24 protein-coding genes are annotated in these 24,915 nt (G+C 30.0%); 15 read left to right on the plus strand and 9 right to left on the minus strand.

The features are described from left to right. The first annotated feature begins 1 nt into the window (after position 1). Both WG951_RS04730 and argH read left to right on the plus strand, forming a co-directional pair. Positions 2-1,069, plus strand: a complete 1,068-nt coding sequence (locus WG951_RS04730; protein WP_105049044.1) for a M20 family metallo-hydrolase — start codon at positions 2-4, stop codon at positions 1,067-1,069. A gap of 184 nt (positions 1,070-1,253) precedes the next feature. After that, entirely contained in the window at positions 1,254-2,531 is a 1,278-nt protein-coding gene (gene argH, locus WG951_RS04735; protein WP_105049045.1) for an argininosuccinate lyase, read from the plus strand. Positions 2,532-2,610: 79 nt separating this feature from the next. On the opposite strand, the gene WG951_RS04740 is transcribed toward argH, so the two are convergent. Both WG951_RS04740 and WG951_RS04745 read right to left on the minus strand, forming a co-directional pair. Further along, complete coding sequence (locus WG951_RS04740) at positions 2,611-3,207, minus strand: hypothetical protein (protein ID WP_105049046.1); 597 nt, start codon at positions 3,205-3,207, stop codon at positions 2,611-2,613. Positions 3,208-3,212: 5 nt separating this feature from the next. Then, positions 3,213-3,998 carry a metallophosphoesterase family protein gene (locus WG951_RS04745; protein ID WP_105049047.1) on the minus strand — a complete coding sequence of 262 codons (786 nt, stop codon included), beginning with the start codon at positions 3,996-3,998 and terminating at the stop codon, positions 3,213-3,215. A 348-nt stretch (positions 3,999-4,346) separates the two neighbouring features. On the opposite strand from WG951_RS04745, the gene WG951_RS04750 reads away from it, so the two are divergent. The 4 genes from WG951_RS04750 (at position 4,347) to WG951_RS04765 (ending at position 8,235) form a co-directional block, all read left to right on the plus strand. Further along, positions 4,347-4,964, plus strand: a complete 618-nt coding sequence (locus tag WG951_RS04750; RefSeq protein ID WP_105049049.1) for a GDSL-type esterase/lipase family protein — start codon at positions 4,347-4,349, stop codon at positions 4,962-4,964. Positions 4,965-4,997: 33 nt separating this feature from the next. Further along, positions 4,998-5,726, plus strand: a complete 729-nt coding sequence (locus WG951_RS04755) for an esterase family protein (RefSeq protein ID WP_105049050.1) — start codon at positions 4,998-5,000, stop codon at positions 5,724-5,726. A 175-nt stretch (positions 5,727-5,901) separates the two neighbouring features. After that, positions 5,902-7,257: a malate dehydrogenase (quinone) gene (mqo, locus tag WG951_RS04760; RefSeq protein WP_105049051.1), complete on the plus strand. Its 1,356-nt coding sequence runs from the start codon at positions 5,902-5,904 to the stop codon at positions 7,255-7,257. A gap of 9 nt (positions 7,258-7,266) precedes the next feature. After that, entirely contained in the window at positions 7,267-8,235 is a 969-nt protein-coding gene (locus WG951_RS04765) for a D-2-hydroxyacid dehydrogenase (protein ID WP_211296713.1), read from the plus strand. Between the two features lie 15 nt (positions 8,236-8,250). Here the strand turns inward: WG951_RS04765 and WG951_RS04770 are convergent, their stop codons facing one another. The 5 genes from WG951_RS04770 to WG951_RS04790 all read right to left on the minus strand — a co-directional run bounded on the left by WG951_RS04770 (position 8,251) and on the right by WG951_RS04790 (position 12,741). Further along, positions 8,251-8,931: a lycopene cyclase domain-containing protein gene (locus WG951_RS04770; protein ID WP_245893508.1), complete on the minus strand. Its 681-nt coding sequence runs from the start codon at positions 8,929-8,931 to the stop codon at positions 8,251-8,253. Beyond that, entirely contained in the window at positions 8,931-9,380 is a 450-nt protein-coding gene (locus tag WG951_RS04775; protein WP_105049053.1) for a sterol desaturase family protein, read from the minus strand. The genes WG951_RS04770 and WG951_RS04775 overlap by 1 nt, the downstream gene beginning before the upstream one ends. A 94-nt stretch (positions 9,381-9,474) precedes the next feature. Then, a complete protein-coding gene (locus WG951_RS04780; RefSeq protein ID WP_105049054.1) occupies positions 9,475-10,317 on the minus strand; it encodes a phytoene/squalene synthase family protein in 843 nt (280 codons plus the stop codon). A 2-nt stretch (positions 10,318-10,319) separates the two neighbouring features. After that, on the minus strand, positions 10,320-11,786 hold the full coding sequence (locus tag WG951_RS04785) for a phytoene desaturase family protein (protein ID WP_105049055.1): 1,467 nt from the start codon (positions 11,784-11,786) through the stop codon (positions 10,320-10,322). 61 nt (positions 11,787-11,847) lie between these two features. Beyond that, entirely contained in the window at positions 11,848-12,741 is an 894-nt protein-coding gene (locus WG951_RS04790) for a MerR family transcriptional regulator (RefSeq protein ID WP_105049056.1), read from the minus strand. A 119-nt stretch (positions 12,742-12,860) separates the two neighbouring features. Here WG951_RS04790 and WG951_RS04795 point away from each other — a divergent pair, with 119 nt between their 5' ends. From WG951_RS04795 to WG951_RS04805, 3 genes are read left to right on the plus strand one after another with little or no spacing between them, the layout of a single operon-like run. Next, positions 12,861-13,355 carry an RNA polymerase sigma factor gene (locus tag WG951_RS04795; protein ID WP_105049057.1) on the plus strand — a complete coding sequence of 165 codons (495 nt, stop codon included), beginning with the start codon at positions 12,861-12,863 and terminating at the stop codon, positions 13,353-13,355. A 4-nt stretch (positions 13,356-13,359) separates the two neighbouring features. Continuing rightward, positions 13,360-13,974 carry a hypothetical protein gene (locus tag WG951_RS04800; protein ID WP_105049058.1) on the plus strand — a complete coding sequence of 205 codons (615 nt, stop codon included), beginning with the start codon at positions 13,360-13,362 and terminating at the stop codon, positions 13,972-13,974. Between the two features lie 8 nt (positions 13,975-13,982). Beyond that, the gene (locus tag WG951_RS04805) at positions 13,983-14,468 is read left to right on the plus strand and encodes a hypothetical protein (RefSeq protein WP_146105269.1); all 486 of its coding nucleotides are present in this window, start codon (positions 13,983-13,985) and stop codon (positions 14,466-14,468) included. On the opposite strand, the gene WG951_RS04810 is transcribed toward WG951_RS04805, so the two are convergent. Beyond that, complete coding sequence (locus WG951_RS04810) at positions 14,465-15,484, minus strand: threonine aldolase family protein (protein ID WP_105049060.1); 1,020 nt, start codon at positions 15,482-15,484, stop codon at positions 14,465-14,467. The genes WG951_RS04805 and WG951_RS04810 overlap by 4 nt on opposite strands. A gap of 84 nt (positions 15,485-15,568) precedes the next feature. Here WG951_RS04810 and WG951_RS04815 point away from each other — a divergent pair, with 84 nt between their 5' ends. The 4 genes from WG951_RS04815 (at position 15,569) to WG951_RS04830 (ending at position 22,327) form a co-directional block, all read left to right on the plus strand. Then, a complete protein-coding gene (locus tag WG951_RS04815; RefSeq protein ID WP_105049061.1) occupies positions 15,569-18,025 on the plus strand; it encodes a hypothetical protein in 2,457 nt (818 codons plus the stop codon). Between the two features lie 68 nt (positions 18,026-18,093). After that, a complete protein-coding gene (prfB, locus tag WG951_RS04820) occupies positions 18,094-19,188 on the plus strand; it encodes a peptide chain release factor 2 (RefSeq protein WP_105049062.1) in 1,095 nt (364 codons plus the stop codon). Positions 19,189-19,318: 130 nt separating this feature from the next. Beyond that, a complete protein-coding gene (gene arsC / locus WG951_RS04825) occupies positions 19,319-19,660 on the plus strand; it encodes an arsenate reductase (glutaredoxin) (RefSeq protein ID WP_105049063.1) in 342 nt (113 codons plus the stop codon). Between the two features lie 207 nt (positions 19,661-19,867). Further along, positions 19,868-22,327 carry a TonB-dependent receptor domain-containing protein gene (locus WG951_RS04830; protein WP_105049064.1) on the plus strand — a complete coding sequence of 820 codons (2,460 nt, stop codon included), beginning with the start codon at positions 19,868-19,870 and terminating at the stop codon, positions 22,325-22,327. 282 nt (positions 22,328-22,609) lie between these two features. On the opposite strand, the gene WG951_RS04835 is transcribed toward WG951_RS04830, so the two are convergent. Continuing rightward, positions 22,610-22,783, minus strand: a complete 174-nt coding sequence (locus WG951_RS04835) for a hypothetical protein (RefSeq protein WP_170062895.1) — start codon at positions 22,781-22,783, stop codon at positions 22,610-22,612. Positions 22,784-22,944: 161 nt separating this feature from the next. On the opposite strand from WG951_RS04835, the gene fumC reads away from it, so the two are divergent. Together fumC and WG951_RS04845 are read left to right on the plus strand one after the other, a co-directional pair. Next, entirely contained in the window at positions 22,945-24,342 is a 1,398-nt protein-coding gene (gene fumC / locus WG951_RS04840) for a class II fumarate hydratase (protein WP_105049065.1), read from the plus strand. A 91-nt stretch (positions 24,343-24,433) separates the two neighbouring features. Beyond that, the gene (locus WG951_RS04845) at positions 24,434-24,907 is read left to right on the plus strand and encodes a nucleoside deaminase (RefSeq protein ID WP_105049392.1); all 474 of its coding nucleotides are present in this window, start codon (positions 24,434-24,436) and stop codon (positions 24,905-24,907) included. The last annotated feature ends 8 nt before the right edge of the window (positions 24,908-24,915 follow it).

Here is a 24,915-nt window from a genome sequence, read left to right on the forward strand (position 1 = left end):
AATGAGGATCGAAAAATTAACAGAAAACGCAATTTCACTTTTAAAGAATTTGATTGAAACCCAATCTTTTTCTACAGAAGAGCACAATACAGCCAAACTTATAGAAGGATGGTTTATAGAAAATGAAATTCCGTTTAAAAGAACAAAAAATAATATTTGGGCAACCAACAAACATTTTGATGAAAGCAAACCAACCTTATTGCTAAACTCTCATCATGATACAGTTCACCCAAACTCTGCGTATACAAAAGATCCTTTAAAAGCGATTGTAGAAGACGGAAAATTATACGGTTTAGGTTCTAATGATGCCGGTGGATGTTTGGTTTCCTTAATAGCAACTTTTACTAATTTTTACGCACAAGAAAACTTAAAATACAACTTGGTTATTGTAGCTTCTGCAGAAGAAGAAAACAGCGGACCAGATGGATTAAATAGTATGTTAGCCATCATTCCGGATATTGATGTAGCCATTGTTGGCGAACCTACATTAATGAATTTAGCAGTTGCAGAAAAAGGATTAGTAGTTTTTGATGCCGTTGTAGAAGGAACTCCAAGTCATGCTGCGCACCCAAATAACAACAATGCTATTTATAATACCATAGAAGTATTACAATGGTTTAAAGATTTTAAATTCGACAAACCTTCTGTTGCTTTAGGCGATGTAAAAATGACGGTTACTCAAATTAATGCAGGAAAACAACACAATGTTGTTCCTGCTCATGTAGATTTAGTTGTTGATGTTCGTGTAAACGATGCATATTCTAATAAAGAAATTGCTGATATTTTACAAGAAAAATCGCCTTGTACAAAAATTACACCTAGAAGTTTACGCTTAAACTCCTCTTCTATTTCTACCAATCACGATCTAGTAAAAGCAGGTATTGCCATGGGAAGAGCAACTTATGGTTCTCCTACTTTATCTGATCAATCTGTTTTAAGTTGCCAATCTTTAAAATTAGGCCCTGGAGACAGTACACGTTCTCATTCTGCCGATGAATTTATATATTTGTCTGAAATTGAAGAAGGAATTAAAATATATGTAGAATTGTTAAATCGTGTAATAGTTTAAACAATTCTGTCATTCCTGCGAAGGCAGGAATCCATAGAGCAATAAGAACTAAAAATAGATTCCTGCCTAGCTAGGAATGACAAAAAAAAATTAAATAAAAGTCAAAACGAGTCATAATTAAGTTATCTCTTTATTAATAATGAGATTGCTTCGTTCCTCGCAATGACAACAAAATATAGAAATTATGAAGTTGTGGGATAAAGGATTTTCAATAGATCAACAAATAGAAAAATTTACGGTAGGTAATGATAGAGAAATTGACATGCATATTGCCAAATATGATGTTCAGGCTTCTTTAGCTCATGCCATAATGCTAGAATCAATTGGTATTATTACTGCGGATGAACTAAAAGATTTAAAGAGAGGATTAGAAGAATTAGCAGCTGATATTGAAAACGGCACTTTTATCATTGAAGCTTCTTTTGAAGATGTACACTCTAAGATTGAATGGGAATTAACCAATAAATTAGGAGAAGTCGGTAAGAAAATTCATACTGCACGTTCTAGAAACGATCAAGTTTTAGTTGCTTTACAATTATATTATAAAGAGAATTTATCAATTATAAATGATAAAACTAAAACACTTTTTGATACACTTTTAAACCTTGCAGAAACACACAAAGAAAGCTTATTACCTGGTTATACACATTTACAAGTGGCAATGCCATCATCTTTTGGGTTATGGTTTTCTGCTTATGCAGAATTGTTAATTGATGATGTGTATATGCTAAATGCTGTTTCTAAAGTTGTAGATCAAAATCCTTTAGGTTCTGCTGCAGGTTACGGAAGTTCTTTCCCTATAGACAGAGAACTAACTACAAAAGAATTAGAATTTGCAACCTTAAAATACAATGTTGTGGCAGCACAATTAAGTAGAGGAAAAAGCGAACGTTCTATAGCTTCTGCTTTAGGTGGTTTGTGTAACACTATGTCTCGCTTTGCAATGGATGTTTGTTTGTATATGAGTCAGAATTTTAGTTTTATATCTTTTCCTGATGAATTAACTACAGGAAGTAGCATTATGCCACACAAGAAAAACCCAGATGTGTTTGAATTGATTCGTGGAAAATGTAATAAAATTCAGGCATTACAAACAGAAATGATTTTAATTACCAACAATTTACCAACGGGTTATCACAGAGATTATCAATTATTAAAAGAAAACATCATCAATGCTTTTGAAGATGTTAAAGATATTTTAGACATCTTTAATTACTCTATTCAGCAAGTAATTGTAAAAGATATCGATTTAGATGATGAAAAATATCAATATTTATTTACGGTTGATAGCATTAATAATTTAGTGGTAGAAGGCATGTCTTTTAGAGAAGCATATCAAAAAATTGGAGGACAAGTACAAGCAGGCACTTACAAACCAGATTTAGGGAAACAACACACTCATGTTGGAAGTATACATAATTTATCTTTGGATAAAATTGCCGAAAAATACCCTAAACAATAAAAATAATTACAAATCTAAAAAGCCCAAATTCATAATGAATTTGGGCTTTTTATTTTATGAACGTCTTTTATTCTATCTATTAAAAATAAAAATTGACTCCAATAGACGTACTAAAAACGTCTACCAAATCAACTTCTTTAGTTGCTAGTGCATACCAAAGATACGTTTCTACTGTACCTAGTTCTGCATAAAAATCTACTCCTTTAAATAATTTTGGTTTCTTAAAATCTTTATGAAGCATCACACCTCCAAACAAGGTAAAATGAATCGCAGTAGGAACATAATATCCTTCAGGATATTTTTTAGGAAGCGTTGTAAACGAAGTAGTACCTATATCTAAAGTTGTTGCAATACCAGCAATTGGAGTTAACGTTAAGTTATCACCAATTTTTTTTCTAAAAAGAGGAAACGTATTTTTAATTGTAATTAAATGTATGTCATCTGCTTTAGAGGCAGATTTTGGCACAAAACCATATAATAATTCAGAATATAAAACTTTATCAAACAATTGGTAACCAGCTCCCACAGAAAAAAGACCAATGTTTCCAGCAAATTGTGCTTTTACATAATCTGGTACATACCAAGATTTTTCTTTAACGATACTTTCTTCTTGAGCATAAATATTGCTAAACAATAACAAAGTTATTGCTATTACTAATATATTTTTAATTTTCATTTATTTTATAATTCTATCAATTCTACACTAAAATCTTTTTCCTTTACAGTTACTATACTGTATGCTTTCTTTTTAACAGTTGGCGCCGTTAAATAACTTACTTCTCCTTCTTCATACAGATAAGTATGTGTATGGCCATGTATTGATAGCGGAACTTTGTATTCTTCCATTAAAGATCTGTATTTTTCTTCTAACTCATCATCAAATTGATCTCCGTAAGGTGGAATATGAGCAATAACAAATACTTGATTAAAACTGGTGTTATCTTTTAATTCTGATGTAAGCCACTCAAAATCTAACTCCTTATGATTTTCCCAAACGGTATCATCAAAAAGGATAAATTTGTTATTATTAAAATCAAAAGAATAATTATAATCCCCAAACATTTGTTTATAGATAACTTCTCCGTTATTATTATAATCATGATTTCCAATAACTGTTACATAAGGTTTCTTTAATTTCGACATAATATCATGAAAAATCTCGTATTCTCTTAATAATGCTTGATCTGCAATATCTCCTCCAAAAACTACAAATAAAACATCATCTCTTTTGTTGATGTCATCAATTACTGTAGCAAGTTGATCGTAATAATAATGTACATCAGAAATAAATGCAAATTTAAATTCTGCAGAATTTACAGTAACATTTTTAAGTAATTTTAAGTTTTTTTCAGTCGTGTTTTTTTGATCAGATTTTACATTCGCTTCATAAACACTAAATTCAAAAGGATGGTCACAAGTCGTAAAAAACAATACAAAACTCAGTATTGCTATTCTTAAATATTTCATTTTTTTCTATATGTTTATACAAATTTATTCATTGTATAGACGATAAAAAAATAGGTACTTACAATAATAAAAAAAAAGAATTTTAAAACTAGTTTTTAACATTTTCATCCTAAAATAAAAAACGGCTTACATACTGTTTTTAAAAGCTTTACGAGCTCTATATCAAAATAAAAAAAATGAAATTTATCTTCATAAAATATTTCTATTTTTAATAATAAAATCAAATCAATTATCTCGTTAAAAGTTAGAAAAAGACTACTTCCATCCTTATTATTTTTCATCATTTTACCTAGTATTTAATATATATCTTTTATATTGAGCAATTAACCCCTTAAAAATAATGTATTTATGTTTTGGTTTCATTCAGATTTAGAGCGATTAGAAAATCAAATTCAGAATTTAGACTATAAACCTAGAATGATTTTTTATGGTAGTTCTACAATTACCTTATGGAACGAATTAACCACAATTTTTAAGGAACATCATCCTGTAAACTTAGGTTTTGGAGGAGCAACTTTAGCTGCATGCACCTGGTTTTTTGATCGTATTTTTAAAAACATAGAAGAAATAGATGCTATTATAATTTATGCAGGAGATAATGATTTAGGAGAAGGCAGACATCCAGAAGAGGTACTGCTCTACTTAGAAAACTTATTATTAAAAATTAGAACAAAATACGGAAACGTTAAATGCACATGCATTTCTATAAAACCGAGTGTTGCTCGTAATCATTTATTAGAAAGTATTCTTTTTACAAATAAAAACACCGAAAGATTAATGTCTAAAGATGATAATTTTCATTTTGTAAATATTTATGATGACCTATTAGATAGAAATGGAAAAGCTAATGGTAAATACTTTAAAGAAGATGGATTACATTTTAACTCCCAAGGCTATCAAATACTAACAAAATCACTTCTTAGAAATCCAAAAATATTTCCTATAAAAATTCTCCAAAAAGGATAAGAAAAGCTTACTTTAATAGAAAAATTATTTTTCATGAAAAGAGAATATCATAAATGGTATAGTCCTAATCTTGAAAAAGAAATGGAACTTCTTGTATTTGGAGATTCAGGTACAAAAGTGTTATTTTTCCCTCCAAGAATGGGACGCTTTTTTGATTATGAAAACTGGAAAATTATTGCCGCTTTAGAACAAAAAATCAACAACGGAAAATTACAAGTTTTTTGTGTAGATAGTGTAGATTTAGAATCTTTTTATAATAGTTTTAAAGACCCAGGATATCGTATATATAGACATATCCAATACGAAAACTATGTTATTGATGAAGTCTTACCACTTGCCAATTCAATTAACCCTAGTAAAAATGTTACTTCTGCAGGTTGTAGTTTAGGAGCCTATCATGCTGTTAACATTGCCATGCGTCACCCTAATTTATTTACCAAAGTTGTTGGGATGAGTGGGCGTTATGATTTAACAAAATCTAGCGGATACTTTAACGATTTGTTTAACGGTTTTCATAATGATTTTGTTTATTTTAATATGCCTAATCAATATTTAAAAAACTTAAAAGATTCTTTTTTAATTGAACAATTAAGTAAAATGGATATTATTTTAGCAATCGGAAAAGAAGACTCTTTTTTAGAAAGCAACTTAAAATTATCTAATATTTTAAAGGAAAAAGAAATACCTCATCAATTATTTGAATGGAATGAAGAAGCACACAGAGCTAGGTATTGGAGAAAAATGGTGGATATCTATTTTTAAAAAAACTTATTTTTTAAAATTGTAAATAAAAAAAAACTTATCAATACTAAAAAACGGTTTATATTTCTTTGCGTATTTACTAATTTACATATACAAAAATTGCTAAAATAGCATACCAAATCCATTTAAAATAAATTCATAAACGGCTACCTTTGTGCTCTTAAAAAATAAAAAAATGCCCAAAATTGTATCTGTAAAACATTCAGAATTTGTGCTTATCGGAGGAGGAATAATGACTGCTACATTAGCCATAATGTTGTATGAAAAATTTCCCGGAAAAAAAATAACCATTATAGAAAAGTTACCTACAATGGCAGAAGAAAGTTCTGAAGCTTGGAATAATGCAGGTACAGGACATGCTGGAAATTGTGAACTAAATTATACACCTGAAAAGAAAGGCATTGTAAATATTGATAAAGCAATTAGTATCTCTGAACAATTTACAGAAACCTACAACTTTTGGAAAGATTGTGCAGAAAAAGGGTACATTAAAAATTTATCAAAATGTATTAGTGAAGTACCGCATCTTAGTTTTGTGAGAGGAAAAAAAGATGTTGCCTTTTTAGAAAAGCGCTATAAGATAATGAGTAAAGAACCTCATTTTAAAGGCATGCTTTTTTCTAAAGATAACGAACAAGTAAAAGAATGGCTTCCTTTAATGATGGAAGGGCGTTCTAACAAAGAAGAAGTTGCTGCCACTTATTTTGAAAAAGGATATGATGTGAATTTTGGTGAAATAGCAGAACAACTATTTCGTTTCTTAAAAAAACAAACCAATGTAGAATTATTAAATCATAGTAATGTTTACAATATTCAAAAATCAAAAAGAAATAATTGGGTAGTAAGTATAAAAGGACAAAATGTTGGTAAACATTGGATGTTGGCTTCTAATTATCTTTTTATAGGTGCAGGAGGCGGAACATTACCTTTACTAGAAAAAGCAAACATAAAGGAATCTAAAGGTTATGGAGGTTTCCCTATTAGTGGTCTTTGGTTACGCTGTACCAATCCAGAAATTATAGAAAGACACAACGCTAAAGCTTATGGTAAAGCTGGTCGTGGTGCACCACCAATGTCTGTACCTCACATGGATTCTAGAATGATAAACGGACGTAAAGAATTATTATTTGGTCCTTTTGCTGGTTTTACTACCAAATTCTTAAAACATGGTTCTATGTTCGATTTACCTAAATCTGTAGAATTTGATAATATTATGAGTCTTTTAGGTGCCGGTTACCAAAACTTACCGCTTGTAAAATATCTAATTAAACAAGTACGTTTATCTTTTAAAGATAGAATGAACGAGTTAAGAGAGTTCTATCCAGAAGCAGATAATGACGATTGGAAAGTAGTGGTTGCAGGTCAGCGTGTTCAAATTATTAAACGTAACAAAAAAAGGTTTGGAAAACTAGAATTCGGTACAGAAATTATTGTCTCTGAAGATAAAACCATAGCAGCTCTTTTAGGCGCATCTCCTGGCGCTTCTACCTCGTATTCTGTGATGAAAGAAGTTTTTGATAAGTGTTTTTAAAATTAAAGTATGATGAATTTAGTAGTTTTAGATGGATATACACTAAACCCAGGCGACTTAAGTTGGGACGGATTAAAACAGTTTGGAGATTTAAAAGTTTATGATAGAACAACTTTTAAAACAGAAACAATAATTAAAAATATTGGTAATGCAACCGTTGTATTTACTAATAAAACTCCGTTAACAAAAAGTATACTAGAAAAAATACCTACTATTAAATATATTGGTGTTTTAGCAACTGGTTATAATGTAGTTGATGTTGAATACGCAAAAGAACACGGAATTACAGTAACAAATATCCCTGCGTATAGCACCCGCTCAGTAGCTCAATTTACAATGGGCTTATTGCTAGAAATGTGTCATAATATTGGAAACCATAATGCTGCTGTTCAAAATGGAGAGTGGTTAACTAGTCCTGATTTTACATTTAGCAAATCTCCGTTAATAGAATTAGTTGGAAAAACAATTGGTATTATTGGTTTTGGAGAAATAGGACAAGCAACCGCTAAATTAGCAGCAGCCTTTGGATTAAATATTTTGGTACATAGTAGAACTAAATATCCAGAATTAGAAACTGAAACTTGCCAATATGTCTCTTTAGACACTTTGTTTAAAAAAGCAGATATAATTAGTTTACATTGTCCGCTTACAGAAAGCACCTCAGGTATCATCAATAAAGCAACTATTGATAAAATGAAAGATGGTGTGCTTATTATTAACACTGCTAGAGGTGGATTAATAATAGAAAAAGACCTTAGAGATGCTCTGAATTCAGGTAAAGTAGCAAGTGCAGCGGTAGACGTAATTTCTACAGAACCTATGTTAGCTAATAATCCTTTATTAAATGCAAAGAACTGCATTATAACACCTCATATTGCTTGGGCTCCAAAAGAAGCGCGTACTCGCTTAATGCAAACTGCTGTTAATAATTTAGATGCTTTTATTAATGGAAATCCTATCAATGTAATAAACGCTTAGAAGAATTCTTTTTTCTTAAACTTTTTTCTTGAATTTTTCAATCAATAAAACATTACCAAAAATCATCGTAAAAGCATAGCCTACATCTTCAATAGGTATTGTTAATAAGCGGATTCCTAAGTTTTCTGCATCGTTATACCAAACGATTGGTTCTGCAATTCCTGTTCCCGTTAAAACTCCGTTTACCATAAAAAACGGAATTAAAATAATAAGGAATGATATATAAAACCGTTGTAAGTCTTTAATTCCGAAGAAAAAACCAATTAAGAGTACTAAAACCAGAAAAGTATAATTTACAAAAGTATAGGCTTTATCTGTATTCATAAAAATTACAGGAAGCAAAATCACCATAAAAAATATTGTAATCAACTTTGTAATCTTTTCTGAAATAACCAAATTAGGTTTAAAATATTCTAAAGAATAATGAATAAATATACTTGCATACGGAATGCAAATAAAGAACATCCACTCGTCAATAGGCATTCCAAAAAGCAAGAAATTTAAATGATAATCTGGGTTAAACCCCCAAACTCCATTAGCTGTAAAAATTGCATCCCAAATTAAAAAAACAATTGAAACAAGTGTTAACGAAAGAAAAACTGCTTTCCAATGTTTTATAAATCGCATTTTTTTCTCGAAAGAATATAAAAGCGGAATACTAAGAGAACCGAGATTTAAAAGCAGATATAGATACACTAAATTTTTGGTTTTTTAAAATATTTAAACGGAACAAACAACATTCCGAAACACTCTCCTTCTTCTTTACCTAGATGTTTATGGTGAATTTTGTGTGCCTTACGTAATCCTTTTAAATACCGATTATTGGTCTGTTTAAACCATTTAAAACGCTGATGAATTAATACATCATGCACTAAAAAATAGGCAATCCCATAAAACAGAATTCCTAGTCCTATAAAAAATAAGAAAGTGTATTCTGTGTAGGTACCAAAATAAAAAAGTAAGATACTTGGTATGGCAAAAACAACAAAAAAAGCATCGTTTTTTTCAAAAATTCCGTTGTATTTTGGTTGATGATGATCTTCGTGTAAATACCACCCAAAGCCATGCATTACAAATTTATGTGTACACCAAGTTACACATTCCATTAGTAAAAAAACAGCCAATGTTATTAATATGTATATCATTATATTTTAATGTCTGGTCGAGCGCAGTCGAGACCTAATTAATAATATCCTCTTTTCTAAATAACCTCTCAACTGCGCTCGAGGGGATATTTAACTATATAATATTTAATTTATATTTTACATAACTCCTTGCCAATAAGTTAATTTTCATTGGGTCGGAAATTCTAATTCGAGTATCCATAATTTTTTCTGATGGAACTTTCTTTAGTTTTTTTAACAACCTTTTGTAATATCTATAAGCCATATATACCCCAAACTTTGCTTCCACAGGCAATTTAAGAATACCGTTTTGGTAAGCAAAATCAAAATCAGCTTCAATTTCATCAATAATAAGTGCTTTAGAAGTTGCATCTAATTCTCCTAAATTGATATTCGGAAAATAAGAACGATTTAATACTTCAAAATCATCTTTTAAATCACGCAAAAAGTTCACTTTTTGAAAAGCAGAACCTAAACGCATAGCAGCATCTTTTAATTCATCAAACCTTTTATCATCACCATCCACAAAAACTTTTAAACACATTAAACCAACTACATCTGCAGAGCCATAAATATAGGCATCGTATTCTTGTTTGGTTTCATATTCCGTTTTAAATAAATCGGCTTTCATACTTTTTAAAAAAGCTTGCACCATTTCATCCGGAATTTTATATTTATTTACGGTATGCTGAAAGGAGTTTAAAATAGGATTTAAACTTATACCATGTTCTTTTGCAAGATAATAATCTCTTTCAAAATGGGCCATTAATACTTCCTTATCATAGTCATGAAAAGTATCTACAATTTCATCAGCAAAACGAACAAACCCATAAATATTATAAATATCAGTTCTAATTTTTGGAGACAACATATTTACTGCCAACGAAAAAGAAGTACTGTATTTTTTTGTAACCAACTTGCTACAATCATTAGAAACACTGTCAAATAACTCTTTCATAATTATTGCTGATTTTTAAAAATTAATTCTGATGCAATTTTACCTGATATTAAAGCCGGAGGTACACCAGGCCCCGGAACTGTTAATTGCCCTGTAAAATACAAATTATTTATTTTACTGCTTTTTATTTTTGGTCTTAGAAAAGCAGTTTGTAAAAGAGTGTTAGCCATTCCGTATGCATTACCTTTATAAGAATTGTATTCGCTTTTAAAATCATTTACACAAAATGACCTTTTAAACAACACGTGCTTTTTTACCTCTTGATTTGTTAATTTCTCAAAACGATCCATAATTTTATGAAAATACGCTTCTCTTAAAACCTCTGTATCTTTAATACCAGGAGCTAAAGGAATCAAGAAAAAACCAGCTTCTTTTCCTGCTGGTGCAGAAGTTGTATCTGTAATGGATGTAAAGTTTGCATAAAAAAGTGGATCTGATGGCCATTGCGGATCATCATAAATTTCTTTTGCATGCGCATCAAAATCTGTATCAAAAAACAACGTATGATGACTTACGTTTTCAATTTTTTTATCAAAACCAACATAAAATAATAAAGAAGACGGAGCAAATGTTTTTTTGTCCCAATACCCTTCCGAATATTGCCTAACAGATGCATCTAACAACGTTTCTGTATGATGATAATCTGCACCACTTAAAACCAAATCTGTTTTTATTTCTTTTCCATTAACTAACAAACCGGTTACATTTTTAGAGGTATCGGTTATAATTTTATCAACATTTGCATTGGTAATAAATGTAACACCTAAACTTTCTGCTAAAGAAACCATTCCTTCAATCACTTTATACATTCCACCTCTTGGATGCCATGTACCAAGTCCAAAATCGGCATAATTCATAAAATTGTAAAATGCAGGTGTATTGCTTGGTTTTGCCCCTAAAAACAACACAGGAAATTCTAATATTTTAATTAGTTTGGTACTCTTTATGTTTTTACGCACCTGTTTTCTTATGGTTGAAAAAAACTGAGTAACCCTTGCAATCGTTGTAGTATTTACCAACTCTAAAGGAGAAATACCAGGTTGATACACCAAATCTTTTATAGCAGTATCATAATTAGATTTTGCAGAATCTAAAAAGGTTTTTAAATGTTTGGCACTTCCTTTTTCTTCGCTTTCAAAAAGGTCATAAATTTCTTTTAATTCACTAGAAATTTTAACGGATGATTTTTCACCAAAATAAACTTCGTAACCAGGGTTTAACTTATCTAAAATGTAATAATCAGAAGGTTTTTTATCAAAATCCCCAAAAAAACGTTCAAAAACATCTGGCATCCAGTACCAAGAAGGTCCCAAATCAAAAGTAAAACCGTCTTTTTTATATTGTCTAGCTCTACCTCCTAACGTATCATTTTTTTCTAAAACAGTAACTTCATATCCTGCTTTTGCTAAATAGCAAGAAGCTGATAAAGCAGAAAAACCTGAACCAATTATATAAATTTTCTTCTTCATTTTTTATTTTGTTTAACAAAAGTACAAAATTATTAAACACAAAATTAAAAAAGAATAAAATTTACAAGACTTTTAACAAATCTATTATAGAATCATGTAATTGAATTCTTGAATTTAACGTAAGGTGTTTTACTTTTTCTACTTTATTACCTGTTGCAATAAATGTATGATTTGTTGGTGTAATTAAATCATTAATTTCTTTAAAATATTCTTCAATTTTATCATCATACGGTTTTATTGTTAAAGATGTTATAAAAGAAATTTCACTTTTACTCTCTAAAAAATAGTTTAAATTATTTAATGGTAAACTTTGCCCTAAATAAATAGTATGAAACCCTCTTAAAACTAGCTCGTAATTTAAATATAAAAGCCCCAATTCATGAATTTCATTTTCTGGCAAAAACAATACATACGTTCTAGACGTATTAGAAATATTAAATTGAATTTCTTCTATCTTAAGAAGAATTTTTTGAGAAATTAAATTAGAAATAAAATGCTCATTGGCAGGGTTTAAAGTATCGGTTTGCCATAATAGACCTATTTGATTTAAAAAAGGTATAAACACCTCTTTAAAAATTTCTCTAAAGGTCTTTTTTTGTAAAAGCTTATTATAAGTATTGTTAAATAACTGTTTATCAAACTGAAACATGGATAACTTTAAAGAATTAATTGCCTCATCATTAACAGAAATAGTAAGAGCCAATTCTCTAGATTGCAAAATTAGTTCTTCATCAGACATTTTAGCAATCTTAGAAATCTTAAAATTATGATTGTTTAATAAAACAATATTTAAAAGTTTCTGTAAGTTTTCATTAGAATATAAACGAATATTGGTTTCCGTTCTTTTTGGCTGTAAAAGATTATACCTCTTTTCCCAAATACGAATGGTATGTGCTTTAATTCCTGAAATATTTTCAAGGTCTTTAATTGTAAAATCTTTTTTAATATTGTTCAATACATTTGATTTTTAGTTCAACAAATTTAAAGAAAAAATAAAGAATAAAATTTATTTTATTAAAAATGTAACAATTTATACTTTTACACTACTAATAGATAACTAACTAGCTTACACAAGTGCAAAAAGATTTAGAAAAGAATTTTTTAGAGGTCTTTGAGAAAAATCAAAATATAGCACATAAAATTTGTAGAGTTTATACTACAAATCAAAGTGCACATAATGATTTGTTTCAAGAGATAACAATTCAACTTTGGAAAAATTATCCAAAGTTTAGAGGAGATTCTAAGTTTAGTACTTGGATGTATAGAGTAGCTTTAAACACAGCAATTTCGCTGTATAGAAAATCTACAAGAACCGTTAAAACCCAAGATATAACTGATTTTGCTTATAAAATTAAAGCAACGGATTATGATGATACAGAAGAAATACAATTAAGGTCTTTATACAAAGCAATTCATCAATTAAATGATATTGACAAAGCATTGATATTTTTATACCTTGAAGACAAACCCTATAAGGAAATTTCTGAAACACTAGGTATATCTTCTGTAAATGCAAGAGTGAAAATGAACAGAGCAAAAGAAAAATTAAAAAACATCTTAAACCCATAATAACATGGATTTATTAGAAAAATATAAAAATACTTGGAAAAATCAACCAGAAGATGACAATAAACTATCTTCTGTTGAGATTTACAAAATGGCACAATCAAGGTCGTCTTCTATTGTAAAATGGATCTTTATAATTGGTATATTAGAATTTGTAGTATTAAATTCTTTATACTTTTTTATTGACTTAGATGAAGCGTATGCTGAATATGAAAAAATTGGATTAATGAACTTTGTTTATTATTCTCAAGTTTTAGCCTATTTAATCTTGTTTTACTTTTTAGTGATGTTTTATAGAAATTATAAAACTATTTCTGTAATTGACTCTACAAAAAAGTTGATGAAAAAAATTATTAGAACAAGAAAAACAGTAAGAAACTATGTATTGTTTAACTTAGGCTACATGACTTTAATGATGATTATTGTTACAATAGCTGAAATAAACTTTAAAATAGAAGAACTAAACACCAAACAAATACTACTTATTATTTTATTAACCTTAGTAGTTACGTTAGTATTTTTAGGACTGTTATGGTTGTTCTACCAATTACTTTATGGTATTTTATTAAAAAAATTAAAGAGAAATTACAAAGAATTGGCTAAATTAGACGAGACTAATTAAATTATGTTATGAAAAAGTATTTCCTTATTTTATTTTTAAGCTGCTCTTTTACCATGTTTTCTCAAGAAAAAAAAGTTGATTTCTGGGATCATGTACAATTTGGTGGTGGTTTAAGTATGAGTTTTGGATCTCAAACCACCATTGGTGTTTCTCCAAGTGCTATTTATAATTTTGACAATGGTTTTGCTTTAGGTACAGGTTTAACCTACGTTTATAGCAAGTTTGATGATACTAAAACAAATGTTTATGGCGCCAGTATTATTTCTTTATATCAAATACCAAACATAAATATTCAACTTTCTGGAGAATACGAACACTCTTTTGCCAAACAAACATCTAATTTAGGTACTATAAGCACAAATTTCCCTGCTTTATATCTTGGAGTTGCTTACAACAATGGTAGGTTTGCTGTTGGTATAAGATATGATGTTTTGTATGATGACAGAAGCGTTTATTCTTCTGCCGTATCACCAATTGTTCGTTTTTATTTTTAGAAGTTTTTCAACTCCTTTAAAAGAACTTCATGCATTTGATCTGTATAATCTAAATGCGTAACAATTCTTATTTTCCCTTGCCCCATTGGAGTTAAGAGTATGTTTTTTTCTTTTAATGTATTTATAAAATTTTCATCTCCTATTTTTTCATCAACATAAAAGATAACAATATTGGTTTCTATGTTTTCTACTTTTGTTACATACGAAGCTGCTTCTAAAACAGCACCTATTTCTTGTGCCTTTTTATGATCTTCTGCTAATCTATCTACATGATTGTCTAGTGCATAAATTCCTGCTGCAGCTAAAAAACCAACTTGTCTCATTGCGCCTCCAAATAGCTTTCTAATTCGCAAAGCTTTTGCAATATGCGCTTTAGACCCCAATAGAACAGACCCAATTGGCGCCCCTAATCCTTTAGACAAACAAATAGAAATGGTATCAAATAATTCTCCGTATTGTTTCGGGTTTTCATTTTTAGCCACCATTGCATTAAACAAACGTGCACCATCTAAATGAAAAGCTAAATTATTTTCTTTAGAAACTTTCTGTAACTTTTCTAATTCAGAAAAATCCCAACAAGCTCCTCCTCCTTTATTTGTAGTGTTTTCTATACAAACTAAACTAGTAAATGGAGTATGAATACCAAACCCTTCTGCAATAGCATCTTGCAACTGTGTTGCTGTAAACATACCACGGTTACCATCAATTAACTTGCAAGTAACACCAGAGTTAAATGCTGCTCCTCCCCCTTCATAATTATACACGTGTGCATATTTATCACAAATTAATTTATCTCCGGGTTGTGTATGTAATTTTATGGCTGCCTGATTTGCCATGGTTCCTGATGGAAAAAATAATGCATCTTCCACTCCAAACAATTCTGCCATTTTTTCTTGCAACTCATTGGTTGTTGGATCCATTTTAAAAACATCATCACCAACGTTTGCATTCATCATTGCAGCTAACATTCCTTTTGTTGGCTTGGTAACTGTATCTGAAATTAAGTCTATTATCATCTTTTGTATCTATGGTATAAAAATACTTTAATTTTTAAAATTATAATGAAAAATGAAGTATTTTAGGTTTTTAAATTCAAATTGATGAAAAAATATTTTTTCCTTGTTATTGCCCTACTTGTTTTTGCTTCTTTTATTAGTATTCAAGAAAATTATTTCACACAATTAGTGAAAGAAAAAGCAGAAAATTATACTTTAAATAATTATCCAGAAAAAGTATATGTACATACAGACAAACCGTATTATACTTTAGGCGATGATATTTGGTTTTCTGCATATTTAGTAAATGGAGTTACACACACCAAGTCTAAAAAAAGTAATTTATTATATGCGGAGTTCATAAACGACAAAGACAGCATTATAGTACAGGAAAAACTTTTTATGAATGATGTAAATACTGCCGGAAATTTTAAAATATCAAAAAAGCTATCACCAGGAAAATACCTAATTAGAGCCTATACTAATTATATGAGAAATGAAAATCCTGAATATTTTTTTCAGAAAGAAATTTCTATTTTATCACTTGATACTAAAAAAACGATTGTTAAAACAAGTCAAATTCCTACAACAAAAAATAAAGCAAAGCCTTTTAAACCAACTCTAAATTTTTATCCAGAAGGAGGTTATTTAATTAATGACTTAAAAAATGCCGTTACTATAAAATTAAAAGACCCTTTTTTTGATGATGTACCTATTACTATTTCAATTTTAGATAATGAAAATCATTTTATAACGGATTTAACCACTACTAAATTTGGTTTAGGCCTCTTTTATCTTCAACCAGAACAAGACAAAACCTATTATGCACTTGTAAATATAGAAGGTAATGAATATAAATACCAACTTCCTAAATCTTTAGAAAAAGGATATACTTTAAACGCACTAAACAACGGAAAAGACTTATTAATTAATTTACAATCAAATCTAAAACAAGGTCTTTTTGGCACTTCATTAGTTATTCATCAAAGAGGTAAATTAATATACAATGCTTCTCAAACCACACAAAAACTAAATCAAAACTTAAAAATTAAGAATGATGATCTAAAAAACGGAGTAATACACATTACACTTTTTAATCCTGAAAGAAAACCTGTTTGTCAAAGGCTTGTATTTATTAACAATCTCAATAACAATGCAACTGTTAACATAACCAAACCAAAAGATTATTATGGTAGTCGAAAAGAAGTTACCTTAAACTTAAATGTAAAAAATAAAGACCAACAAAATTTAGTAAGTAATTTATCTATGAGTGTTTTAGACTTAAACGCCTATCCAGAAAATAGTAAAGAGGAAAACATTAAAACATGGTTGTTATTAAATTCTGATGTAAGAGGGAAAATAAAAAACCCTGGCTATTTCTTTGAAAAAGAGAACGATAGAGAACGTACTTATTTACTAGATTTAATAATGAGAACAAATGGTTGGAGACGTTTTACATGGCCAAATTTATTATACAATACAAAAAACAAACCTGAGTTTGAAATAGAAAAAGGAATTACCATTTCTGGTAAAACATTAGCTATGAAATCTCCTTATGGCATAAAGTCTGTACCTACAAGATTTACTTTTATGGGCAAAAAAATTATTCAAGAACCAATTCTAAAATCTAACCTAAGAGGAAAATTTAGTTACGGACCCTATATCTTTTTTGATAGTATTCCTGTTCTTTTAGAGGCCAGATTAACAGACTTTAAATCGAAAGAAAGTAAAGATAGAAATGTCTTAATTATTCAAGATAAAGGTAAAGGAAGTCCAAAAGTATTAAGAGATACTCTTTTTAAAAACACTAATAAAGAGGCAGATATTACTGCTTTTCTAAATTATGAAAACTATTTAAAAGAACTAGATGCTGCTTTTAAACAGCAACAATACGTTTTAGATGAAATTGTAATAAGCACAACACTAAAAGACAAAGAGAGCGAAAGAGAAGATGAAATGGATGCAAGAACTTCTTACGGCGGCTCTTTTAGAAGATTTGATGCTACAGAAGATTCCTTTAGCGCTACGGCTTTAGAACTATTATATAACATGCAAGGAGTTATAATTGAGCAAGATTCTGTTTATGTTAGAAACCAAGGTAGCACTACAGTCCCTTTAATTTTGTTTGATGAAGCACCCATAGACGTCACAGAACTAAGCACTATACCAGCAAGTAGCGTTTCTTTTATAGACTTACTTGTAGGCTCAGAATCTGCTATATTTACCAATAGTGGTGCAGTAGTTTCTATGTATTCTAAAACAGGTAATGCTTTAAGAAAAAATGTAAAAAGAAAACCAGGAATTATAGATTTTAAGGCAGTTGGTTTTTATACTGCCAAAGAATTTTATGCTCCAGACCACATCAACGGAGTTGAAGAACAAACCAAAGCCGATATTAGAACAACTTTACATTGGGTACCAAAAATAAAAACGAAAACAACCGGAGACGTTTCTATCAAGTTTTTTACATCAGACTCCAAAAGTAATTATTTAATTCAGGTAGAAGGAATTACAGAAAACGGGACCCCTGTTTACGGAACAAGTAAAATTATTGTAGAATAAAAAATCATAAAAATCAGTGAGTTTTTAAAACAAAAAGTCTTAAAATTTCGTTTATTTTTGTTCAACCTATGATTACACAAGAACAACTAAAAGATATTGCTACAAGAATAGAAAAATTAAAATCTTATTTAGAGATTGATAAAAAACTAATTGAAATTGCCAACGAAGAAGAAAAAACGGCAAATCCAGATTTTTGGAACAATCCTAAAGAAGCAGAAATTTTAATGAAAGAGCTGCGTTTCAAAAAAAAATGGGTAGACGATTATCATAAAACCATCACCTTAAATGAAGACTTAAATGTCTTGTACGAATTCTATAAAGAAGGCGAAGTTGCAGAAGATGAAGTTGAAGATCAATTTGAAAAAACAAGTACTTTTTTAGAAGATTTAGAGTTTAAAAATATGCTCTCAGAAGAAGGAGATGCTCTTTCTGCCACCATACAAATTACTGCCGGAGCCGGCGGAACAGAAAGTTGCGATTGGGTAGAAATGCTGTCTAGAATGTACACCATGTGGGCAGAAAAGCAAGGTTTTAAGCTAAAAACACTCAACTACCAAGCAGGCGATGTTGTAGGTATTAAAACCATTACCATAGAAATTGAAGGAGATTATGCTTTTGGATGGCTAAAAGGAGAAAATGGCGTACACAGATTGGTACGTATTTCACCTTTCGATTCTAACGGAAAACGCCACACAACCTTTGGTTCTGTTTATGTTTTTCCGGTGGCAGATGATTCTATAGAAATTGAGGTAAACCCTGCAGATATAGAAATTGTAACTGCGCGTTCTAGTGGTGCTGGTGGACAAAATGTAAATAAAGTAGAAACAAAAGTTCAGTTAACACACAAACCAACCGGAATTCAAATTTCTTGTTCTAACTCACGTTCTCAGCACGACAATAGAGCAACTGCAATGAAAATGCTAAAATCTCAATTGTATGAAATCGAATTGCAAAAACAACAAGCTGCAAGGGATGAAATTGAGTCGGGAAAATTAAAAAACGAATGGGGAAGCCAAATTAGAAACTACGTAATGCATCCATATAAATTGGTAAAAGATGTAAGAACCGCTCATGAAACCGGTAACGTAGACAATGTAATGAATGGAGATATAAACCCATTTTTAAAAGCGTATTTAATGCTAAATGGACAAAAAAGTGAGTAATTTTTTTATAAATTAAATAAGAAGCTATTTCCTGCTTTCCATTATATCTTTTTGTAAAAACAAAAAGGATGTCATTTCAATCAGGGCTAAACCTGTTTGCCAACAAATAGCAAAACAAAAAACATTCAGTATGATAAAAATATACCATAACCCACGTTGCTCTAAATCTAGGCAGGGTTTAGAGGTTCTAGAAAACTCAAAAAAAGAATTCGAAGTTGTTAAATACCTAGAAGAAATTCCGTCAGAAAAAGAACTTACAGAAATCATTAAATTATTAGGCATTGCCCCTATTCAATTAGTTCGTAAAACAGAAAAAATCTGGAAAGAAGAATTTAAAGGAAAAGAATTATCTGACACTGATATTATTAAAGCAATGATAGAAAATCCTAAATTAATAGAACGCCCAATTGTTATAAATGGCAATAAAGCTGTTATAGGACGACCTACAGAAACAATTTTAGATATTATTTAAAATTCACATCCTATTTAATCTATTTTAAAATTCTGCAAGACTTGTTTATTTTTAACCTTGCAGTTTTTTTTTAACACCTCTCTAGTCAAAATATAAGAGCCTAAAAATTGGGAATTCAAAAAAAGCTTTTAACGTTTTTTTAACTACATCTAGTTAAACTTAAAAAGACCTTTGCCGTCTTAAATAAATAACGATTTAAAGACCCAAATGAAAAAAACTACACTCTTATTACTTTGCTTATTCACATCAACATTTTTATTAGCCCAATCTCCACCTCTAAAAGGAATTACCATTACAGGTAAAGTGGTTGATGCTAATTCTAACCAACCTTTAGAATATGCAACAGTTGTTTTAAAAAACACAAAAACACAAAAAATTACTGGAGGAATTACAGATGATAAAGGTCTTTTTAAAGTGCAAACATCCAAAGGAACCTACCAAATAAGTGTAGAATTTATTTCTTTTAAAACAATAAATTTTCCTGTTCAAGAAATTTTAGCAAATAAAAAATTAGGAATCATTAAACTAAAGGAAGACGCAAGTAGTTTAGATGAAGTAGTTGTAATTGCAGAAAAATCTACTGTAGACATCCGATTAGATAAAAAAATATACAATGTTGGTAAAGATATGACTGTTAAAGGTGGTACAGCATCTGATGTTTTAGACAATGTACCCTCTGTAGATGTAGATCCAGAAGGAGTTGTTAGTTTAAGAGGTAGCGAAAACGTACGTATTTTAATAGATGGAAAACCCTCTGCTTTAGTTGGTTTATCTGGTGCCGATGCTTTAAAACAACTACCATCAGATGCTATAGAAAGAGTAGAAGTTATTACCTCTCCTTCTGCAAGATATGACTCTGAAGGAACTGCAGGTATTTTAAACATTATTTTAAGAAAAGGTAAAGCTTCTGGCTTTAATGGTTCTGTAAATGTTACTGTGGGTGATCCAAAAAACTATCAAACAGCAGTAAACTTAAATTTACGTACAGAAAAAATAAATGTATTTACAAATTTAGGCTATAGTGATAATGGAAGCCCTGGTGTATATGACTCTGATGTTACGTATTTATCTAACGGCGCTATAGATAGTGTTAGAATAGAAAACAGAGACAACGATAGAAGTAGAAAAGGCTTTAATGCTAATTTTGGTTTAGAATATTATTTAAACAAAAAAAGTTCTATTACAGGTACTATATTTGTAAGAGATTCTGATGGTAAAAATATTTCTTACAATAATATTAGTTCTTTTGATAATGCCAATACAAATTTATACAACTCTACACGTATACAAGATGAAGGAGAAACCGATGAAACATTGCAATTCTCTTTAAACTATGTAAATAACTTTAATGAAAACGGACATAAATTAACGTTAGACTGGCAACACAGTGCAAGTAAAGAAAACGAATCTGCAATTATTACAGATATAAACCCAGAAACCAATGCTACCAATGAGCTATCTATAGACAATTTAGTACAAGCAGATTATGTACTACCAATAGGTAAAAACGCTCAATTTGAAGCTGGTTATCGAGGTAGTTTTCAAGATTTAACATCAGATTATTTAGTTATAGCTCCCAATTTAGACCCAGCATACAATCCTTCTAACAACTTAGAATTTACACAAAACGTAAATGCTTTTTACACACAATTTGGTAGTAAAATAAATAAATTTTCTTACTTATTAGGTATCCGTACAGAAATTACAAACATTGATATTAAACTTCTTAATACCAATGAAAATTACAATAAAAAGTATACCGACTTTTTTCCAACAGTAAATTTTGGTTACGAATTAACAGAAAACCAAAGCTTTACTTTAGGATACAGTAAAAGACTTAGAAGACCACATTCTAGATATTTAAACCCTTTTGAAAGTAGAGAAAGTGAAGTAATTTTCTCTAAAGGAAACGTAAACTTAGACCCAACCTATACAAACTCTTTTGATTTAGGATATTTAAATAAATTTGGTAAAGTAACCCTAAATTCATCTATCTATTACCAACACTCCACCAACAATATTGCACGTGTTAACAGCCAAGAAACTAGATTTGTAAATGGTAAAGAAACCAATGTTTTGGTAAGACAACCTATTAATTTAGCATCAGAAGAAAGAGCTGGTTTTGAGTTTACAGCAAATTACAACGCAAGTAAAAAAGTACGTTTTTCTGGTAGTTTTAACTTTTATCAGTTTGAAACAGAAGGAGAATACACTTATAATGTAACAGATTTAAACACCAATGCTGTTACTCCAGTTACACAAAATTTCGATACCAAAAACAATTCTTGGTTTACACGTTTCGATGCTAAAATTACACTTCCTTGGGATATTCAATCGCAAACAAGAATTTTTTATAGAGGCCCTAAAGATGATGCACAAAGTGATGTTAAAGGAATTTTATCTGCCAATTTAGCTTTTAGTAAAGACATCTTAAAAGATAAAGCAACGTTGGTACTTAATGTTAGCGACCTTTTTAATACTAGAAAGTACCAAGTTACAGGTTATGCTCCAAGCAGAGAAAACCCAACAAATATTACAGATCAAACTTTTCAACGAAGAATGCGTCAAGTATCTTTAAACTTTACGTACAGATTTAACCAAAATAAAAATCAAAAAGAAAGAAAATCTGGAGGAAACAGGGAAGATGAAGGAGGAGACGAATTTTAAATTCAATACTTGGGCGTTTTAACAGGCTTTCAATTCTATCTTTTTTATGAAAAATAAAAAAGGATGCCATTTCAATCCCTAACGCACCTATTTGTAAATGTTTGGTAAATATTTCCAAATGCATTACAAGTATGCTCGCGTTAGGGATTGTAGCGTTTGTTTGAGCTCTTTTTTATTTTTCTTAAAAAAAGCGAGTGCGAAAAGCCCGACCCTTGTGGTAACGCACAAAAAAAACTCGTTCAATTAACTGAACGAGTTTTTTAAATTATATGTTTTATAAGACTACTTTCCTTCTGCAGCCTTTCTTGCTTCTTTTTTTAACTTCAAATTTTCCCAGATGGTTCCACCAATCCAATAAGGAACCACAAATGTTAATAAGAATATTAACAACCAAAAACCAGCTGTAAAAATAAACATGAATAAAACCAATCCTGAAAATTCTGAAAAATCTAACATTTGTATCTGTTTGTAAAATTATTAATGCAAAAATAATACTTATTTTGAAAAAACCCTCATCAAAAAAATATTTTTTTTACTTATCTAAAAATGACATTTATCAAGTTTATGTAATCATACTTTTTTGTAAATTTGTTTGATCTAAAATATACATCATAATTATGAAATATAGAATTGAAAAAGACACTATGGGACAAGTAAATGTTCCTGCAGACAAATATTGGGGTGCACAAACAGAACGCTCTAGAAACAACTTTAAAATTGGTGTTTCTGGTTCTATGCCACTAGAAATTGTTTATGGTTTTGCATATTTAAAAAAAGCAGCTGCCTACACAAATGAAGAATTAGGTGTTTTAACAACAGAAAAAAGAGATTTAATTGCACAAGTTTGTGATGAAATTTTAGAAGGTAAATTAGACGATCAATTTCCTTTAGTAATTTGGCAAACAGGTTCTGGTACACAATCTAACATGAATGTGAACGAAGTTATTGCTAACAGAGCGCAAGAAATTGCAGGAAGAGTAATTGGCGAAGGAGAAAAAGTGATTCAACCAAATGATGATGTAAACAAATCGCAATCATCTAACGATACGTTTCCTACAGGAATGCACATTGCAGCTTACAAAAAAATTGTAGAAACTACCATACCTGGTATTACACAATTAAGAGATACTTTAAAAGCAAAATCTGAAGCTTTTAAAGATGTTGTAAAAATTGGTAGAACGCATTTAATGGATGCTACTCCACTTACTTTAGGTCAGGAATTTTCTGGTTATGTTGCTCAATTAAACTTTGGTTTAAAAGCTTTAAATAATACTTTAGAGCATTTATCTCAATTAGCTTTAGGAGGTACTGCAGTGGGTACAGGAATGAACACTCCAGCAGGTTACGATGTATTGGTTGCAAAATATATTGCAGATTTTACAGAAATGCCTTTTATTACTGCAGAAAATAAATACGAAGCTTTAGCAGCACACGATGCTTTAGTAGAAACTCATGGTGCTTTAAAACAAATTGCAGTTTCTTTAAATAAAATTGCAAACGATATTAGAATGATGGCATCTGGACCAAGATCTGGTATTGGAGAAATTATTATTCCTGCAAACGAACCAGGATCTTCTATTATGCCAGGTAAAGTAAATCCTACACAGTGTGAAGCTATGACAATGGTTGCTGCACAAGTTATGGGTAATGATGTTGCTGTAACTATTGGTGGTGCTCAAGGGCATTATGAATTAAATGTTTTTAAACCTGTAATGGCTGCAAACGTTTTACAATCTGCTCAATTAATTGGTGATGTTTGTAAATCTTTTGATGTAAATTGTGCAGCTGGTATAGAACCTAACCACGAAAGAATTAATGAATTGGTTAATAATTCTTTAATGTTAGTTACTGCTTTAAATACTAAAATTGGGTATTATAAATCTGCAGAAATTGCAAATACTGCGCATGCAAACGGAACAACTTTAAAAGAAGAAGCGGTACGTTTAGGCTACGTAACACCAGAACAATATGACGAATGGGTAAAACCAGAAGAAATGACGGGTAGTTTAAAATAAAAATATTAATTTTACATTCTCTAAAAGCTGCATACATTATGCAGCTTTTTTTTGGCTAAAAAAAATAAAATCATAATAACAGATAATGAAGATGAATACACACGAAGAATTTATGAGTGAAGCTGTAAAAACAGCTTTAAAAGGAATGAATAATAATGAAGGCGGCCCTTTTGGTTGTATAGTTGTTAAGGACGGAAAAATTATTGGTAAAGGAAATAATAAAGTAACTTCTACAAACGACCCAACGGCACATGCAGAAGTAACTGCAATTAGAGATGCTTGTAAAAACGTAGGCTCTTTTCAGTTAGATGGTTGTATTATTTATACTTCTTGCGAGCCTTGTCCTATGTGTTTAGGTGCCATTTATTGGGCTAGACCAGACAAAGTTTTTTACGGTAGTAACCAACAAGATGCTGCAAATATTGGCTTTGATGATGAATTTATCTATAAAGAAATTCCGTTACCTTACGAGAAAAGAAGTATTCCTTTTGAGCAAATAGGAAGAGAAATTGCATTAGAACCTTTTAATAAATGGGCAGAAAAGCTAGATAAAACTGAATATTAAATTTATAA

The organism is Polaribacter butkevichii (genome assembly GCF_038024105.1).
Classification (GTDB): Bacteria; Bacteroidota; Bacteroidia; order Flavobacteriales; family Flavobacteriaceae; genus Polaribacter; species Polaribacter butkevichii.

Excerpts from the sequence above, each read along its gene's own strand:
- WG951_RS04730 (WP_105049044.1), top strand. The coding sequence starts at position 2 with ATGAGGATCGAAAAATTAACAGAAAACGCAATTTCACTTTTAAAGAAT.
- argH (WP_105049045.1), top strand. The coding sequence starts at position 1,254 with ATGAAGTTGTGGGATAAAGGATTTTCAATAGATCAACAAATAGAAAAA.
- WG951_RS04740 (WP_105049046.1), bottom strand. The coding sequence starts at position 3,207 with ATGAAAATTAAAAATATATTAGTAATAGCAATAACTTTGTTATTGTTT.
- WG951_RS04745 (WP_105049047.1), bottom strand. The coding sequence starts at position 3,998 with ATGAAATATTTAAGAATAGCAATACTGAGTTTTGTATTGTTTTTTACG.
- WG951_RS04750 (WP_105049049.1), top strand. The coding sequence starts at position 4,347 with ATGTTTTGGTTTCATTCAGATTTAGAGCGATTAGAAAATCAAATTCAG.
- WG951_RS04755 (WP_105049050.1), top strand. The coding sequence starts at position 4,998 with ATGAAAAGAGAATATCATAAATGGTATAGTCCTAATCTTGAAAAAGAA.
- mqo (WP_105049051.1), top strand. The coding sequence starts at position 5,902 with ATGCCCAAAATTGTATCTGTAAAACATTCAGAATTTGTGCTTATCGGA.
- WG951_RS04765 (WP_211296713.1), top strand. The coding sequence starts at position 7,267 with ATGATGAATTTAGTAGTTTTAGATGGATATACACTAAACCCAGGCGAC.
- WG951_RS04775 (WP_105049053.1), bottom strand. The coding sequence starts at position 9,380 with ATGATATACATATTAATAACATTGGCTGTTTTTTTACTAATGGAATGT.
- WG951_RS04780 (WP_105049054.1), bottom strand. The coding sequence starts at position 10,317 with ATGAAAGAGTTATTTGACAGTGTTTCTAATGATTGTAGCAAGTTGGTT.
- WG951_RS04785 (WP_105049055.1), bottom strand. The coding sequence starts at position 11,786 with ATGAAGAAGAAAATTTATATAATTGGTTCAGGTTTTTCTGCTTTATCA.
- WG951_RS04800 (WP_105049058.1), top strand. The coding sequence starts at position 13,360 with ATGGATTTATTAGAAAAATATAAAAATACTTGGAAAAATCAACCAGAA.
- WG951_RS04805 (WP_146105269.1), top strand. The coding sequence starts at position 13,983 with ATGAAAAAGTATTTCCTTATTTTATTTTTAAGCTGCTCTTTTACCATG.
- WG951_RS04810 (WP_105049060.1), bottom strand. The coding sequence starts at position 15,484 with ATGATAATAGACTTAATTTCAGATACAGTTACCAAGCCAACAAAAGGA.
- WG951_RS04815 (WP_105049061.1), top strand. The coding sequence starts at position 15,569 with ATGAAAAAATATTTTTTCCTTGTTATTGCCCTACTTGTTTTTGCTTCT.
- prfB (WP_105049062.1), top strand. The coding sequence starts at position 18,094 with ATGATTACACAAGAACAACTAAAAGATATTGCTACAAGAATAGAAAAA.
- arsC (WP_105049063.1), top strand. The coding sequence starts at position 19,319 with ATGATAAAAATATACCATAACCCACGTTGCTCTAAATCTAGGCAGGGT.
- WG951_RS04830 (WP_105049064.1), top strand. The coding sequence starts at position 19,868 with ATGAAAAAAACTACACTCTTATTACTTTGCTTATTCACATCAACATTT.
- WG951_RS04835 (WP_170062895.1), bottom strand. The coding sequence starts at position 22,783 with ATGTTAGATTTTTCAGAATTTTCAGGATTGGTTTTATTCATGTTTATT.
- fumC (WP_105049065.1), top strand. The coding sequence starts at position 22,945 with ATGAAATATAGAATTGAAAAAGACACTATGGGACAAGTAAATGTTCCT.
- WG951_RS04845 (WP_105049392.1), top strand. The coding sequence starts at position 24,434 with ATGAATACACACGAAGAATTTATGAGTGAAGCTGTAAAAACAGCTTTA.